This window comes from Microbispora triticiradicis, from assembly GCF_005864065.1.
Classification (GTDB): Bacteria; Actinomycetota; Actinomycetes; order Streptosporangiales; family Streptosporangiaceae; genus Microbispora; species Microbispora triticiradicis.
This window is the reverse complement of sequence record NZ_VANP01000015.1, coordinates 1-15,681: the sequence shown is the minus strand read 5'-3', so window position 1 is coordinate 15,681 and position 15,681 is coordinate 1. Positions and strand designations below refer to the sequence as shown.

The 15,681-nt window shown below is 73.1% G+C and carries 12 protein-coding genes; 9 read left to right on the top strand and 3 right to left on the bottom strand.

From position 1 onward, the window contains the following. The 8 genes from FED44_RS29125 to FED44_RS29090 are packed head-to-tail and all read left to right on the top strand — an operon-like array spanning window position 1 to window position 10,485. Window positions 1-1,632, top strand: a complete 1,632-nt coding sequence (locus FED44_RS29125) for an ABC transporter substrate-binding protein (RefSeq protein WP_111697875.1) — start codon at window positions 1-3, stop codon at window positions 1,630-1,632. Between the two features lie 2 nt (window positions 1,633-1,634). Beyond that, the gene (locus FED44_RS29120) at window positions 1,635-2,651 is read left to right on the top strand and encodes an ABC transporter permease (protein ID WP_138462720.1); all 1,017 of its coding nucleotides are present in this window, start codon (window positions 1,635-1,637) and stop codon (window positions 2,649-2,651) included. Continuing rightward, window positions 2,648-3,505 (top strand): ABC transporter permease, encoded by an 858-nt coding sequence (locus tag FED44_RS29115; protein WP_138462719.1) that lies wholly within the window; start codon window positions 2,648-2,650, stop codon window positions 3,503-3,505. The genes FED44_RS29120 and FED44_RS29115 overlap by 4 nt, the downstream gene beginning before the upstream one ends. Further along, window positions 3,502-4,278, top strand: coding sequence for an ATP-binding cassette domain-containing protein (locus tag FED44_RS29110; protein WP_111697872.1), 777 nt, complete (start codon window positions 3,502-3,504; stop codon window positions 4,276-4,278). Before FED44_RS29115 ends, FED44_RS29110 begins: the two co-directional genes overlap by 4 nt. Continuing rightward, window positions 4,275-5,261, top strand: coding sequence for an ABC transporter ATP-binding protein (locus FED44_RS29105; RefSeq protein ID WP_111697871.1), 987 nt, complete (start codon window positions 4,275-4,277; stop codon window positions 5,259-5,261). Before FED44_RS29110 ends, FED44_RS29105 begins: the two co-directional genes overlap by 4 nt. Then, window positions 5,245-6,672, top strand: coding sequence for a helix-turn-helix domain-containing protein (locus tag FED44_RS29100; protein WP_138462718.1), 1,428 nt, complete (start codon window positions 5,245-5,247; stop codon window positions 6,670-6,672). The genes FED44_RS29105 and FED44_RS29100 overlap by 17 nt, the downstream gene beginning before the upstream one ends. Window positions 6,673-6,715: 43 nt before the next feature. Further along, window positions 6,716-8,734: a hydantoinase/oxoprolinase family protein gene (locus FED44_RS29095; protein WP_138462717.1), complete on the top strand. Its 2,019-nt coding sequence runs from the start codon at window positions 6,716-6,718 to the stop codon at window positions 8,732-8,734. Beyond that, a complete protein-coding gene (locus tag FED44_RS29090) occupies window positions 8,731-10,485 on the top strand; it encodes a hydantoinase B/oxoprolinase family protein (protein WP_111699572.1) in 1,755 nt (584 codons plus the stop codon). Before FED44_RS29095 ends, FED44_RS29090 begins: the two co-directional genes overlap by 4 nt. Here FED44_RS29090 and FED44_RS29085 read toward each other — a convergent pair. Further along, the gene (locus FED44_RS29085; protein ID WP_111699571.1) at window positions 10,451-10,822 is read right to left on the bottom strand and encodes a DUF742 domain-containing protein; all 372 of its coding nucleotides are present in this window, start codon (window positions 10,820-10,822) and stop codon (window positions 10,451-10,453) included. The genes FED44_RS29090 and FED44_RS29085 overlap by 35 nt on opposite strands. After that, complete coding sequence (locus FED44_RS29080) at window positions 10,819-12,825, bottom strand: sensor histidine kinase (RefSeq protein ID WP_111699570.1); 2,007 nt, start codon at window positions 12,823-12,825, stop codon at window positions 10,819-10,821. Before FED44_RS29080 ends, FED44_RS29085 begins: the two co-directional genes overlap by 4 nt. A gap of 175 nt (window positions 12,826-13,000) precedes the next feature. Here FED44_RS29080 and FED44_RS29075 point away from each other — a divergent pair, with 175 nt between their 5' ends. After that, on the top strand, window positions 13,001-14,596 hold the full coding sequence (locus tag FED44_RS29075) for an ABC transporter substrate-binding protein (protein ID WP_111699569.1): 1,596 nt from the start codon (window positions 13,001-13,003) through the stop codon (window positions 14,594-14,596). A gap of 30 nt (window positions 14,597-14,626) precedes the next feature. Here FED44_RS29075 and FED44_RS29070 read toward each other — a convergent pair whose 3' ends face one another. Next, window positions 14,627-15,019: a hypothetical protein gene (locus FED44_RS29070; RefSeq protein WP_133305930.1), complete on the bottom strand. Its 393-nt coding sequence runs from the start codon at window positions 15,017-15,019 to the stop codon at window positions 14,627-14,629. Between the last annotated feature and the right edge of the window lie 662 nt (window positions 15,020-15,681).

Below are 15,681 nucleotides of genomic sequence, written 5' to 3'. Positions count from 1 at the left end.
ATGCGCTGGCACAAGCGTCTTCTCGCGGCGGGAGCCGTGGCCGCAGTGACCCTCTCCGCCGCCGCCTGCGCCGGTGGGCAGGTCCGCGGCGCCGCCGACTCCACCGCGCCCGTCCCGTCGGCGGGCGGGGCCGGGAGCGCGGCCGACACCACGTTCACGTACGTCCCCAACCTCGACGTCGTCACCGACTGGGACCCCGCGAGCTCGTATTCCAACGAGATCATCGCGATGCAGAACATCTACGAGTCGCTGACCCGGTACAACCCGCAGACGAAGAAGGCCGAGCCGCGCCTGGCCTCGTCGTGGACCTCGTCGCCCGACGGCAAGAAGTGGACCTTCACCCTCCGGCAGGGCGCGACGTTCCACACCGGAAAGCCGGTGGACGCCGCCGCGGCGAAGGCGTCGATCGAGCGCACCATGAAGGAGGGCCAGGGCGCGGCCTACATCTGGAGCGCGGTCAAGAAGATCGAGGCCAAGGACGCCACGACGCTGGAGTTCACGCTCAAGTACCCCACCCCGCTCGACCTGGTCGCCTCGGCCGGCTACGCGGCGTACGTCTACGACACCACGGCGGCCTCCGGCGACCTGAAGAAGTGGTTCGGCGAGGGCCACGACGCGGGCTCCGGGCCGTACACCATCGAGAGCTGGCAAAAGGGCAAGGAGACCGAGCTCACGCTCAAGGCCTTCGACGGCTACTGGGGCGGCTGGGACGGTCCCCACTACAAGAAGCTCGCCTTCCGCGTCACGCCCGAGCTGACCACCGCCTGGCAGCTCCTGCGGGGCGGCGAGGTGACGTTCGTCCAGCGGCTCAACGCGCAGCTGTTCGGCGAGGCCGCGAACACCGGCACGGTGCAGACCTCCCAGACGCCGTCCTTCCAGAACCTGCTCGTGCTGTTCAACACGGCCGACGGCCCGCTCAAGGACGTGAAGCTGCGCCAGGCCCTGCAGAAGGCGATCGACTACGACGGCCTAGTGGCGGCGCTGAAGGGCGCGGGCGTGGCCGCCAGCGGCCTGGTGCCGGAGGGCCTGCTCGGCCACACCCAGAGCATGACCCCCAAGCAGGACCTCGCGGGCGCCGAGGCGCTGCTCAAGGAGGCCGGCTACGGCCCCGGCGGCAAGCGGCTGGAGCTGTCGCTGACCTACGCCCAGGGCGACAGCGACCAGGAGCTGCTGGTCACGCTGCTCAGCTCGGCCCTCGACAAGCTGAATGTCAAGCTGTCGGCCAAGCCGCTGCAGTGGACCACCCAGTGGGACCAGGGCAAGGCGAAGGACCCCGCCAAGCGGCAGGACGTCTTCGTCATGTACTGGTTCCCCGACTACGCCGACGCCTACTCGTGGTTCGTCAACGTCTTCCACGGTGAGGACGCGGTGCAGTTCAACCTCTCCTACCTGAAGGACGCGGCGGTCGACAAGGAGATCGACGGGCTGCCCGCGCTCACCGCGACCGACCAGCCCGCCGCGGAGAAGGCGTACTCCGGCCTCCAGGAGAAGATCATCAACGAGAAGGCCGCGGTGGCCGTGCCGTACGTGCAGACCTACCAGCGGGCGTTCGCCAAGTCGGTCCAGGGCTACACGGACAACCCGGCCTATCCGAACGTGGTGTTCGCCTACGACCTGAAGCCCGGCGCCTGACCATGCCGGGGTACCTGATCCGCCGGCTCGGCCAGGCCCTCCTGGTCGTGGCCGGCGTGATCGTCCTCACGTTCGCCGTCATGCGCCTGGTCCCCGGCGACCCGGCGGTGGCGTACGCGGGACCCAAGGCGACGGCGGCCGAGCTCGCCGACGCCCGGCGGCGGTTCGGGCTGGACGACCCGCTGCCGGTGCAGCTGTGGAACTACGTGCGCGACCTGCTGGGCGGCGACTGGGGGACCAGCCTGCACACCCGGCGGCCGGTGCGCGACGACCTCTTCCAGGCGTTCCCCGCCTCCCTGGAACTCGTCGGCGCCGCGCTGGTCGTCGCGCTGGCCGCGGGCATCCCGCTGGGGATCGCCGCCGCCCGCTACAAGGGCCGCCTGCCCGACCTGTCCGTACGGCTGTCGTCCATGCTGGCCGTCTCGGTCCCGGTGTTCTGGCTGGCGCTGGCCCTGCAGACGGTCTTCGCCAGCGGCCTCGGCTGGTTTCCCGTCGCGGGGGAGTACGACGCGTCGCTCGACCGGACCAGCCCGCTGCACCTCTACACGAACGTCACCGCCGTGGACGCGCTGATCACCGGCAACTGGCCGATCCTGACGAGCACGCTGTCGCATCTGGTGCTGCCCGCCCTCGTGATCGCGGCGTACCCGGCGGGGGTGGTCGCCCAGATGACCAGGGCCGCGCTCATCGAGGAGTCGTCGCGCGAGCACGCCCGGCTGGAACGCGCGCTCGGCTTCGGGGAGACCGCCGTGCTCACCCGCTTCTCCCTGCGCCCGGCGCTGAACCCGGTGCTGGCGCTGATCGCGCTCGTCTTCGCGTACTCGATCGTGAACGGCTTCCTCGTGGAGGCCGTCTTCAACTGGCCGGGCCTCGGGCGGTACGCCGCCGACTCGATCCGCTCGCTCGACACGCCGGCCATCGCCGGGGTGACGCTGCTGGTCGCCGTGCTGTACGTCGTCGCCAACCTCGCCGTGGACCTCCTCCAGGGCGTGGTGGACCCGAGGGTGAGGGCGCGATGACCACCCCCGCCCTGCCCGTCTACCGCCGTACGCCGCTGCGGCGCCTGGCCGGGGTGGACCGGCTGGCGGTGGCGGGCGGCGTGCTGCTCGGGATCGTCGTGCTCGCGGCGCTGCTCGCGCCGTGGATCGCCCCCTACCCGGACGACGGCGGCTCGGCCACGCATCCCCTGGAGTCCCTGCTGCCGCCGGGCGGCGACCACTGGTTCGGCACCGACCAGGTCGGCCGCGACGTGTTCAGCCGGGTCCTGTTCGGCGCCCGCACCTCGCTGTTCATCGCCGTCGCGGTACTTGCCGTCAGCGGCGTGGCCGGGGTCCTCCTCGGAGTGGTCGCGGGGTACGCCGGCGGCTGGGCCCGCGACGTGATCATGCGGGTGACCGACGTCTTCCTCGCCTTCCCCGCCCTGCTGCTGTCGCTGGCGCTCGCCGTGGTGCTCCAGCCGAGCGTGACCACCGTGATCGTGGCGATCGCGATCACCTGGTGGCCCTGGTACGCCCGGCTCACGGCGTCGGTCGCCGCGTCGGTGTCCACCCGGGGGTTCGTCGACTCCGCCCGCTGCCTCGGCGTGCCCGCGCCGCTCATCGTGCTGCGGCACGTGCTGCCCAACTCGCTCACGCCCGTGCTGGTGCAACTGTCGCTGGACGGCGGCGGGGTCATCCTCACCGCCGCCGCGCTGTCGTATCTGGGCCTCGGGGCCCACGAGCCGACCCCCGAGTGGGGCCTGATGGTCCAGCAGGGCCAGTCGCTCTTCACCACCGACTGGTGGGTGGTGACCTTCCCCGGCCTCGCCATCCTGGTCACCGCGTTCGCGTTCAACGTGCTCGGCGAGGGGCTGAGGGCGAGGCTGGCCCGATGAACCTGATCAGCGTCAGGGATCTCGTCGTCCGGATCGGCGACCGGGTCATCGCGTCGGTCCCCGAGCTCGACGTCGCCGCCGGGGAGTGCGTGGCGATCGTCGGCGAGAGCGGGTCGGGCAAGACGACGACCCTGCTCAGCACGCTCGGTCTCGTCCACGGCGCCGACGTCGCGGGGAGGATCCGCGTCGGGGAGGTCGACGTGCTCACGGCGAGCCCGGCGCGGCTGCGGGAGATCCGCGGTTCGCGGGCCGCCCTGGTCGTGCAGAGCCCGCAGGCCGCGCTCAACCCCACCATGCGCCTCGGCACGCTGATGCGCCGCGCGCTCGCCCGGCACGGGGTGAAGGGCGCGCGGGCGCGGGAACGGGCCGAGGAGGCCGTCCGCGCGGTGCTGCTCGACCCCGAGATCCTGCGCCGCCATCCCCACCAGGTGTCCGGCGGCCAGGCGCAGCGCTTCGTCATCGCGCTGGCCCTCGCGCTCGGCGCGCAGGTCCTGCTGGCCGACGAGCCGACCAGCGCGCTGGACGTCACCGTGCAGGCGGAGGTGGTCGCGGTGCTGCGGCGGCTGCGCGACGAGCGCGGCCTCGCCGTGCTGCTGGTCTCCCACGACCTCGCGCTGGTCTCCACGATCGCCGACCGGGTCGTGGTGATGCGCGACGGCGCGGTGGTGGAGAGCGGGCCCGCCGCCGACGTGTTCGCCCGGCCGCGCGACCCCTACACCCGCGAACTGATCGCCGCCGTCCCCCGGCTGCCCGAGCCTGAGGAGGGGTCGTGACGTTGCTCGCCGCCGAGGGGGTCACCCTCGCGTACGGCACGACGGCGGTGGTCCACGACGTGAGCCTCACCGTGGACGAGGGCGGGGTGGGCCTGATCGGGGAGAGCGGCTCGGGCAAGACCACGCTCGCCCGCGCCCTGCTCGGCCTCCTGCGTCCGCGCTCCGGCGTCGTCCGGTACGGCTCCCGCGACCTGGCCGGGCTCGGCCGCGCGGGCCGGGCGGAGTTCCGCCGGGCCGTGCAGCCGGTCTTCCAGGACGGCAGCGAGGCGCTCGACCCCCGCATGACCGCGGGGGCGTCGATCGCCGAGGCGCTGACCACCCATCACCGCGTGCCCAGGGACGAGCGGCGGGACCGCGTGGCCGCGCTCCTCGCCGGCGTGGGGCTCGATCCCGCGCTGGCCGGCCGCAGGCCGCACGAGATGTCCGGTGGCCAGCGGCAGCGGGTTGCCATCGCCCGCGCCCTCGCCGTGGAGCCCCGGCTGCTGGTGCTCGACGAGCCGACGAGCGCGCTCGACGTCACCGTGCAGGCCCGGATCCTCGAACTGCTGGAGGGCCTCGCCGCGGACCGCGGGCTGGGTTATCTGCTCATCACCCACAACCTCGGCGTCGTGGGGCGGCTGTGCCGCACGTCGTCGGTGCTCTTCGCCGGGCGGGTGGTCGAGTCGGGCCCGACCGCGGACCTCCTCACCCGGCCGGCCCACCCGTACACCCGGGCGCTGCGCGACGCGGTGCCGCGCCTCGGCGGCGAGCCGCCGCGTACGGCCGGGCGCACGGAGGCGGCGCCGGCCCCCACCGGCTGCCCGTTCCGGCTGCGCTGCCCCTGGGCGGCGGACCGCTGCCGGGACGAGGCGCCGGAGCTTCGCGAGCTGGCAGGACGTAAGGTGGCGTGTCACCGCGCGGAGGAGGTGCTGACCACCCCGGCCTCCTCGGTCGCGCGCGTCCCCCGCGACGGAGGAGAGGCACCCGATGCGCCGCGTCAGTGACCTGCTGAGGACCCCCGCGGGCCGGAGGCTGACGCTCGTCGCCGGGCCCTGGGACGCCCGGGAGGTCGACAGCGTCGTCCTCGTCGACGAGATGCGCGAACTCGCCGCGGCGGCCCCCGGGGCGCTTGCGATCCTGTCCCGCCACGCCATGCGGTCGTGCGACGTGGCCGGCGCGCTGCGCCTGGCCGGAGGCCGCGGGCTGGCCGGGATCGTGCTGCCCGGCCCCTCGGGCACCTCCCCGGAGATGGTGGAGGTGGCCCGGCGGGAGAGGGTCGCCCTGCTCGCCGGGGCCTCCGACCACTCCCTCTCGGACACCGTGCTCGGCCTCAGCGCCGCCGTGCGCGCCGACCCCGGGCTGCTGCTGCGCCGTACGCGGGAGGCGATCGACGGGCTCGGCGCGATGGAGGGCGCGGGCGAGGACGACATCCTGCGCGCGGCCTCCGCCTCGGTCGGGGTCGCCTACCGGGCGTCCGGCCTGGCCGCGCCGGGGGCGAACGCCACGGTGATCCGGATCGGCGGACGGCCGGACGGCTACGTGTGCTGGGACGGCGAGGACCCCGCGGCGGCGATCGTCGCCCAGGTCGTCGCCACCACGCTCGGCCGGGTGCGGGCCGCCGCCCGCGAGACGGAGGCGGCCCGCGAGCGCGCGCTGCTGGCCCTGCTCGGCGCCAGGGACGGCGGAGCCGCCGCCCGCCGCGCCCGGCACGCCGGCGTGCCCGTCGAGGGCTGGCACGTGGCGGTGTTCCTGCGCGACCCCGCCGCCGGAGTGACCGATGCCGTGCTCCGCGAAGTGCGCAGGACGGCCGGCGCGACCCTGCCCGGCCTGCTGGGCCTCGGCGAGGCCGCCGACCTGGCCGCGCCGCCGCTGGTCACCCGCTGGCAGGACGGCGTGCTCGTGGTCCTCACCACCGACGAGCGGACGACCGCCCGCGCGCCCGCCGGAGGATCGCCGGACCTGGGCACGGGAGTGGGGACCTGCCAGTCGGGGCCCGACGGGCTGCGCCGTACGGCGTCGCAGGCCCGCGCCGCCGCCGCCCGCGCGGAGGCGGGGCAGGCCGTGGCGTTCGACCGGCTGGGGGTGCACGCGCTCCTCGCGGAGCTGGGCGGCAGCGAGAGCGCCCTGATGGCCGCCCGCGACCTGCTCGCCCCGCTGGAGCGTCTCGGCGCCCTCAGCGCACACGCGGTGCCCACGCTCAAGGCGTACCTGGACTGCTGGGGCTCCCGGACCAGGGCGGCGGAGCTGCTCAGCCTGCACCCCAACGCGGTGGCCCACCGGATCAGGCGCATCGCCGAGACCCTCGACGCCGACCTGTCCGATCCGCAGACCCGGTTCGCGCTCCAGCTCGCCTGCCACGTGGTGCTCGACCACGACTGTCTCCCGGGGACAACAACGTCGATCACGTCGTCGTGAGGGCACATCGACGCGGCGTGCGCCTCGATCTACCGTGCCGGGCATGACCACCGTGATCGGAGTGGACGTCGGCGGCACCTTCACCGACCTCGTCCTGCACGACGCCGCGACCGGCGAGATCAGGGTCGCCAAGCGGCCCACGACGCCGGCGGCGCCGGAGCGCGGGGTGCTCGCCGCGGTCGACGCGGCGGTGCCGCCGGACCTGCTCGCCCGCTGCCGCCACTTCGTCCACGGCACCACCGTCGGCCTGAACGCGCTGCTCGAACGGCGCGGCGCGACCGTCGGCCTGATCACCACGGCCGGGTTCCGCGACGTGCTGGAGATCCGCCGCGGCGACCGCGACGACCCCTACGACCTGTTCTGGACCCCGCCGCCGCCGCTCGTGCCCCGCCGGCTGCGCCTGGAGGTGACCGAACGGGTGGCCGCCGACGGCTCGGTCGTACGGGATCTGGAGCCGGAGGACGTGCTCCGGGCCGCGGAGGTGTTCGCCGCCGAGGGCGTGGACGCCGTCGCGATCGTGCTGGTGAACTCCTACGCGAACGCCGCGCACGAGACGAGGGCCGCCGAGTTGCTCGCGCGGGCCGGGTTCGCGGGGCCGGTCTCGCTGTCGCACGAGGTCTCGGGGGAGTACCGGGAGTACGAGCGCACCTGCACCACGGTCGTGGACGCGTTCGTCCGGCACCGGATGGGCCCCTACCTGCACGACCTCGACCGTGAGCTGCGGACCAGGGGCTTCGCCGGCGACCTGCTCGTCACCCGCTCCGGCGGCGGGGCGCTGACGCTGGCCGAGGCCGCGGCCCGGCCGTTCGAGACGATCCTGTCCGGCCCGGTGGCCGGGGCCGCCGCGACCGCCCGCCTCGCCGCCTCCCTCGGGCCCTCCCTCGGCATCGGCACGGCCGTGGCCGCCGACGTGGGCGGCACCAGCTTCGACACCGCGCTCGTCGAGGACGGGCGGCTGCCGCTGCTCTATCAGGGGGAGGTCGTCGGCCTGCCGCTGCAGAGCCCCTGGGTGGACGTGCGGTCGGTGGGCGCGGGCGGCGGGTCCGTGGCGTACGCCGACGCGGGCGGCCTGCTGCGGGTCGGCCCGCGCAGCGCGGGCGCCGACCCCGGGCCCGCCTGTTATGGGCGCGGCGGGACCGAGCCGACGGTCACCGACGCGGCCCTGCACCTCGGCATGATCCCGCGCGGGCACATCTCGGGCGGCATCGAGCTGTCCGAGGACGCGGCCGCCCGCGCGCTCGCGCCGCTGGCGGGCCCGACCGGCATCGACGGCGTGGACGCCGTCGCGGTGGGCGTGATCAGGATCGCCGCCGCGCACATGGCGCAGGCCGTGCGCGGCGTGACCGTGGAGCGGGGCGTGGACCCGCGCGGCGCGGCCGTCGTCGCCTTCGGCGGCGCCGGGCCGGTGTTCGGCTGCCTGCTCGCCGACGAACTCGACGTGGACGTCGTCGTCGTGCCGCCCAACGCGGGCAACTTCTCCGCCGTCGGCCTGGTGCAGGCCGACGTCGTCCGCTCGGCCGCCCGCACACTGGTGCGTCCCCTGGACGACGCGGCGCTGCCGGTGATCGAACGGCTGGCGGAGACGCTCTTCGAACGGCTCGCGCAGCCGGAGGCCGTCCGAGAGGTCGACCTCGACCTGCGCCACCGGGGACAGGAGCACACGCTGACGATCCCGGTGCGGCCGGCGGAAGACGACGTGGCGGCCGTGTCCGCCCGGTTCTCCGAGGCCTACCACCGGGCCTTCGGCCACACGCTGCCCGACCCGCTGGAGGTCGTCACCGTACGGGCGACCAGCCGGGTCGTGCTCAGCGACGCCCGCCCTCTGGTGCCGGCCCCGCCGTCGGGCGAGGGCGGGGCCGGGCGGGGGACGACACGGCTGTGGTCGTTCCGCCGGGAGTCCTTCGCGGAGGCTCCGGTCGTCCGCCGGGAGGACCTGCGCGGCGTGACCGAGGGCCCCCTGCTGGTGGTGGAGCCGACCGCGACCACCTACGTGGACGCCGGCTTCGCCGTGGAGACGCACGAGAGCGGCAGCCTCGTCATCACAAGGAAGGACCGGCGATGACAGTCGTCCGCACCCGCTACGCGGAGGTCCACCCCGGGCTGGGCGACGGCGCCGACCCGGTCACCACGGAGATCATCCGGCAGGGCCTCAACGCGGCGGCCGACCAGATGAAGCAGTCGCTGATCCGCACCGCGTTCTCGCCGATCATCTACGAGGCGCTGGACTTCGCGGTCGCCTTCTACGACGCGGACATGTGCATGCTGGCGCAGGCCCCGACGCTGCCCGCGTTCATGGGCACGCTCGGCTTCTGCGTCCGGGAGGCCGTCGAGGGCGTCGGCGGGCCCGCCGCCCTCAGCCCCGGCGACGTCATCCTCTACAACGACCCGTACGGCACGGGCTCGCATCCCCAGGACGCGGCGATGGTGGTGCCGATCTTCCATGAGGACGTGCTGGCCGGCTACTCCGTGATCAAGGCCCACTGGCTCGACATCGGCGGCAAGGACCCCTACTGCACCGACACGATCGACGTCCACCAGGAGGGCACGATCTTCCCCGGGGTCAAGCTGTACGACGCGGGGCGCCTCGTCAGCGACGTCTACCGGATGATCCTCGCCAACAGCCGGATGCCCGAGATGGTCATCGGGGACATCAACGCGATGGTCGCCGGGGCGCGGACCGGGGCCGAGGCCCTCGGCGCGCTCGTGCGGCGGCACGGCCTCGGCACCTTCCGCCGGTGCGTGGCCCGGATGTACGCGCACGGCGAGGCGCTGGTGCGCGGCTGGTTCGAGCGCCTCCCGGACGGCGTCTACCAGGCGTCCAGCGTCATCGACTCCGACGGCGTCACCGGCAGGCCGATCCCGTTCGGCGTCGAGGTCGTCGTGGACGGCTCGTCGGTGACGGTCGACCTGACCGGCTGCCCCGACCAGGTGGGCGGGCCGGTCAACTGCCCGCTGCCCTCGACGGTGGCGGCGGTGCGGATCGCGGTGTCCTTCCTCGCGGGGGCGGGCGAGCAGCCCAACGAGGGTCACTTCCGCCCGCTGGAGCTGCTCACCCGGCCCGGCTCGCTGTTCCACCCCCTGCGGCCCGCGCCCTGCTTCATGTACGGCATTCCGTCCGACCACGCCATCGAGCTGATCATCAGGGCGCTCGCCGGGGCCGTGCCGGGATCGGTGCCCGCCGCGAGCGGCGGGGACATCAACGCCCTGGTGTGGTGGGGCAACCGCGAGGCCACCGGCGAGCCCTGGGCGGACGGCGCGCCGCACCCGGTGGGCCAGGGCGCCTCACGGTCGGCCGACGGCGCGAGCGCGCTGATGTACATCTCCGAGTCGGCCACCCGCTTCACCCCGGCCGAGGTCTGGGAGGCGCGCAACCCCTGGCGGATCGAACGGCTCGCGCTGGCCGAGGACTCCGGCGGCCCGGGCCGCCACCGCGGCGGGCTCGGGCTCGACCTGTCCTTCCGGGTGCTGGAGGACCAGTACCTCACCTCGGGCCTGGCCAGGACCGCGCTCGCGCCCTGGGGCCTGGAGGGCGGCCTGCCGGGCCGGCCGAACCGGCTGACCGTGGAGTATCCCGACGGGCGGGCCGAGGAGTTCTCGCTGAAGACGCGGATCTTCCTGCCCAGGGGCGCGGTCGTGCACCTGCGCACCGGCTCGGGCGGCGGGTACGGCCCGCCGGAGGAGCGCGACCCGGAGGCCGTGCGCGCGGACCTGCGGGAGGGGTACATCACCCCCGGGCACGCCCGGCGCCACTACCCCCACGCGGTCGGAGAACCGGGGATCACAGGGCCTGCAGTCCGCCGATCACCTCGGTGAGGAGCTTCTCGGTCGGGAAGCGCGCGACGTTGGCGGGCGGGCGCACCTCCACGAGCCCCTGCTCGTGGAGGTCGCCCACGAGCACCCGTACGACGCCGAGCGGCAGGTCGATGGCCACGGCGATGTCCGCCAGCGACGCCGCACGCGCGCACAGGCTGAGGATCATCCACTGCTCGGGACCGAGGCTGACCGGCGTCGGCCCGCCGATCGCGGTCACGATCGCGACGATGTCGATGTCCTTGTTGGACGGCCGGACGCGCCCGCGAGTCAGGGCGTAGGCCGGGACGACGGGTCCCGCGTCCTCGTCCAGCCACTGGTCCTGCATGCGGTCGCTCACCTCGGGTCCTCCTGGCCGGCGTGCTTGTCGTTCTTGGGCCCCCGGTTGAACGAGGCGAGAATGATGTCCTCCGGGGTGACCTCCTCCGTCTGCAGGCGGGTGAGGTCGTCGTCCTTCGGATAGACCATGAGCGCGGATGGGATCAGCACGATGGCGGTCGTTCCTCCGTATGGCGAGGGCCGAAGGGTCACGCGGATGTCCCGCCGGGCGGCCAGGCGCGCGACGACGAACAGCCCCATGCGGTCGGTGTCCGCGATGTCGAACTCCGGGGCGTTCGCCAGGCGCCCGTTCAGCTCCGCGAGGCGTTCCTTGGTCAGCCCGAGCCCGCGGTCCTCGATCTCCACGGCGAAGCCGGTGCCCACGATCTCGCCGCGTACCGCGACCGGCGTGTGCGGCGGGGAGTAGACCGTGGCGTTCTCGATCAGCTCGGCGATCAGGTGGATGACGTCGGCCACCGCGGACCCGTCGAGCCCGTGCTCCTCCATCGGCAGCACGTTCACCCGGGCGTAGTCCTCCACCTCGGCCGCGGCGCCGCGCACGACGTCGTACATCGGGACGGGCTTGCGCCAGGCGCGGCCCGGGGCCGAGCCGGACAGGATGATCAGGCCCTCCGCGTGGCGGCGCATGCGGGTCGTCAGGTGGTCGAGCCGGAAGAGTTCCTCCAGCATGTCCGGTTCGGTCGCGTGCCGCTGCATGCCGTGGAGCTGGGTCCGCTGCCGGTGCAGCAGCGTCTGGCTGCGCCGGGCGAGGTTGAGGAAGACCTGGCTGACCCCGCGCTGCAGGCGCGCCTGGCCGATGGCCGCCTCCACCGCGGCCTCCTGCACGGTCGAGAAGGCCCGCCCCACGTCCTGGATCTCGGCGGTCCCGCCCATGGTCCGGATCGGCGGCGCCTCCGACGCCACGTCGACGTCGTCGCCGCTCCTGAGCTTGGCCAGCACCTGGGGCAGCCGCTGGTTGGCGAGGTCGAGCGCGGCCTGCCGCAGCCCGGCCAGCTCGCGGGCGAGGCGGCCGCCGACGCGCATCGAGATGAGGATCGAGGCGACGACCGCGAGGAGGCCGAAGCCGCCGGCCAGCACGGCCCGCCGCAGGATCGAGTCGGCGATCGGCGCGGCGCGCCGGGCGAGCAGCGACGCCGCCTCGGTCTGCGCCTTCTGGAACGACTCGGCGAGGTCGTCGGAGGTCGACTGCCAGACCCGCTGCGTACGCGGCGAGATCCGCGGCGCGCTGATGATCTGCTCCTCCTGGAGCCGCAACCGCTGGTAGAGGGGCGTGGTGATCAGGTTCACGTGGAGCTGCCGCAGGCTGGTGTCCAGCTCGGGCAGCGCCTGGTCGATGAGGAACCGCCGGTTGCCCACGAGCTGGGTGAACAGCTTGCGCTCCTCGTCGGTGAGCCCGCCCGACGCGGCCGCGGCCAGCGCCTGCTCCCGGGTCAGCAGCTCCTTGGCGTACCCCAGCGAGATCACGACCCGCGACTGCTGGTAGATCGGGATGTCGTTGATCAGGGCGAGGCTGTAGTGCATCCGGTAGATCGCGTCGCTGACGAGGTTGTAGGTCTCGATGGCGTGCAGCCGCTCCGACAGCCCCTCGTCCACCTCTGCGCGGATCTCGTCCACCCGGGCCAGCCCCTGCAGCATCTCGTCCACCTGCGCGCGCATGGCGGTGGTGGTGGCCGAGCGGGACTCCCGGGAGAGCGCCAGGGTGCGCACCCGCTCCCTGGCGGCGTTGGTGCGCTGGCGCTGGAGGCCCAGCGCGGTGCGGTCGCTCTCGCTGCGCGAACCGAGGGAGCGGGCCGTCGCCAGCCGCTCCGCCTGCAGTTCGACGATCAGGGAGTCGGCGGGCTGCCGCAGCGTGGACCACAGCGTGTTGTACGTGCGCAGGCTCAGGCTCTCCTCGATGGTCACACCGGCGGTGACCGCCCACAGCGTGACCAGAGAGAACAGGGGGACGAGCAGCAGGCCGATGATCCGGGACCTGATCGGCCGGTCACGCCCGCGCGCACTCATGGCACCTCGCCACGTGAGGTACAAGCCTCACATTAAACACTTTTGCGACAGAGATAGAGGTTAGCAGTGAGATCGCCAGCACGCCGCCCTCGTGATCAATTGCCGGAAATATCACGTCCAATCGTGATCTTGCAGTAGGTTCGATCATGATAGACACCGGAAAGGACCCGCCCGCATGCGCCGTTTCCTCGTCCTGGGAGTGATGGCGGTGCTGGCCCTCACGGGGTGCGGCGGGGGTGAGCCCGCCGCGATCTCAGCCGCGGGGCTGCCCTCGGCGAAGGACTCGACCTTCGTCTACCTGCACCATCTCGACATCGTCACCGACTGGGACCCCGCCAGCTCCTACTCCAACGAGATCGTCGCGATGGAGAACATCTACGACTCGCTGACGATGTACAACCCCCGGACGAGGCGGGCCGGCCCGCGCCTGGCCGTGGCCTGGACGTCGTCGGCCGACGGCAAGACCTGGACCTTCACGTTGCGTGACGGCGTGGTCTTCCACACCGGTCGGCCGGTGGACGCGGCGGCGGTCAAGGCGTCCGTCGAGCGCACCAAGCGGCTGGGCGCCGGAGCGGCCTACATCTGGGACTCCGTCCAGCAGATCGTCGTGCGGGACCCGCTCACTGTGGAGTTCCGGCTCAAGTACGCCGCCCCGCTCGACATCATCGCCTCCTCCGGCTACGCCGCGTTCGTCTACGACACCCACGCGGCCGGCTCGGGCGACCTCGGGAAGTGGTTCCAGGCCGGCCGCGACGCGGGCTCGGGGCCGTACACCGTGGCGAGCTGGAAGAAGGGCAGGGAGAGGGAGCTGGTCCTGCGGGCCTTCGACGGCTACTGGGGCGGCTGGGACGGCCCGCACTACCGGAACGTCGAGTTCCGCGTCACCCCCGACCCCGCCAGGGCGTACCGGATGCTGCTGCGGGGCGAGGCGAGCTATGTGCAGCGGCTGAACACCGAGCTGTTCCTGCGGGCCAAGGCGACCGCGGGCGTGCGGACGATCCAGGTGCCGTCGTTCCAGAACATGCTCGTGCTGTTCAACACCGCCTCCGGCCCGCTGGCCGACGTACGGCTGCGCAAGGCGGTGCAGAAGGCCATCGACTACGACGGCCTGATCGCCCGGATGAGGGGAGCGGCCGCCCCCGCCTCCGGCCTGGTGCCCGAGGGCCTGCTCGGCCACGTGCCCGGGCGGCGGGCCCGGCAGGATCTGGCCGGCGCCGCCGAGCTGCTCGCCCAGGCGGGGTACGGCCCCGGCAGCGCGCCGCTGCGCCTCACTCTGACCTACGCCGAGGGCGACGACGACGAGGCCCTGCTCGTACGCCTGCTCACCCAGGCGCTCAAGCCGCTGAACGTCCAGGTCCAGGCCAAGGCGATGCAGTGGAACGACCAGTGGAGCCGGGGCAAGGCCACCGATCCCGCCAAACGCCAGGACATCTTCGTCATGTACTGGTATCCCGACTACGCCGACGCCTATTCGTGGTTCCTGAACGTCTTCCACAGCGCCGAGCCGGTGTCCTTCAACCTCACCTACCTGAAGGACAAGAACCTCGACGAGCGGATCGACAACCTCCCGTCACTCGTGACGAGCGACCGCGTGGCGGCGGAGAAGGCGTACGCCGACCTCCAGAAGAGGCTCGTCGAGCAGGAGGCGGTGGTCGCCGTGCCGTGGGTGTCCACCTATCAGCGGGCCTACCTGGGCAACGTCCAGGGCTACACCGACAACCCGGCCTACTCCAACGTCGTCTTCGTGCACGACCTCATCCCAGGAGGGTGAGCGGCGGCGCAGGGATGAACGGCGGGTGACTCAGCTCCGGAGCCGGCGGCTGACGCCGCCGCAGTGGGGGCCCCGGGGCGCGCGGGACCGCGGGGGAGCCGGCTCGTCGAGGTGGGTGAGCATGGCCTGCGCGCCCGCGGCGTCCGCCAGGATCCGCGGCGCCTGCTCCCCGTCGGGAAGCTGCCCGTGCCTGGCCAGCTCGTGCTCCAGGAAGGTCAGCGGCGCCTGGTCTCCGACGACGTCGGCGGCGACGGTGGCGCGAGCGGCGGTGAGCAGCCCGAGATAGTGCGAACGCAGGATCGCCTCGCGCGTGCGGAGCTGCTCCAGATCGTCGAGCAGGGCGTGCGCGAGCTCGAGCAGGTCGCCCGCGCGGGCCGGCTCGGCCGCGATGTGGGCACGGATGTCGTCGAACTCCGACCGCATGATGATGGCCACCTCCAGCGGCGGAAGTCCGGGCGGCCGGGTTGGCGCCGAACGGAGACTTCCGCGTCTTGTACGTACCGCGGGGCGATTGCGGGCGGCTTGACGTTTGGTTGACCGGGTAGGCGACGTCCCCGCGGGACCGTCACCGGACGAGGAGCGACGAGTGCGTCCGGAGCGTTGTCCCGCACGTCGCACCTCCCCGATCCTCCGCGCCACACCGGCGTGATCGCCGCAGCGCTAAGTAGATGCCTGAGGACCGGATCTGGTTGTCCGCGCGCGCCCTCGCGTTTCGAGAGATCCGCTACGCGCCGGATCTCGTGCCCGTCGACCCACCCCTCGACCTGCGGGAATAGGTCCGGCCCCGGGAGCGTTCCTCTCGGGCTGGGTCATGGTGCTGCCGGAGCCTGGTAATCTTCTGGTGTCGGCGCGGTCCGGCGCACTCCTCTTCGATCACCTGGGTGGTTGTGTTGTGTGTGCGCGGCCGGTTGGCCGGCGTCTCCTGTGGCTTCTGGGTCTTCGAACCGGTGGTTTTGCGTCGGGGTGAGGGTTCGGGTAAGTTAGAGGGGTTGCCCCGGAAACGGGGCGGTCGAATTCCTGTCGGTTGGCGGGTTTCGGGTCAAGTCGGTTCTGAATAGGGCGGATTTGACACGGAATGGCCGGTC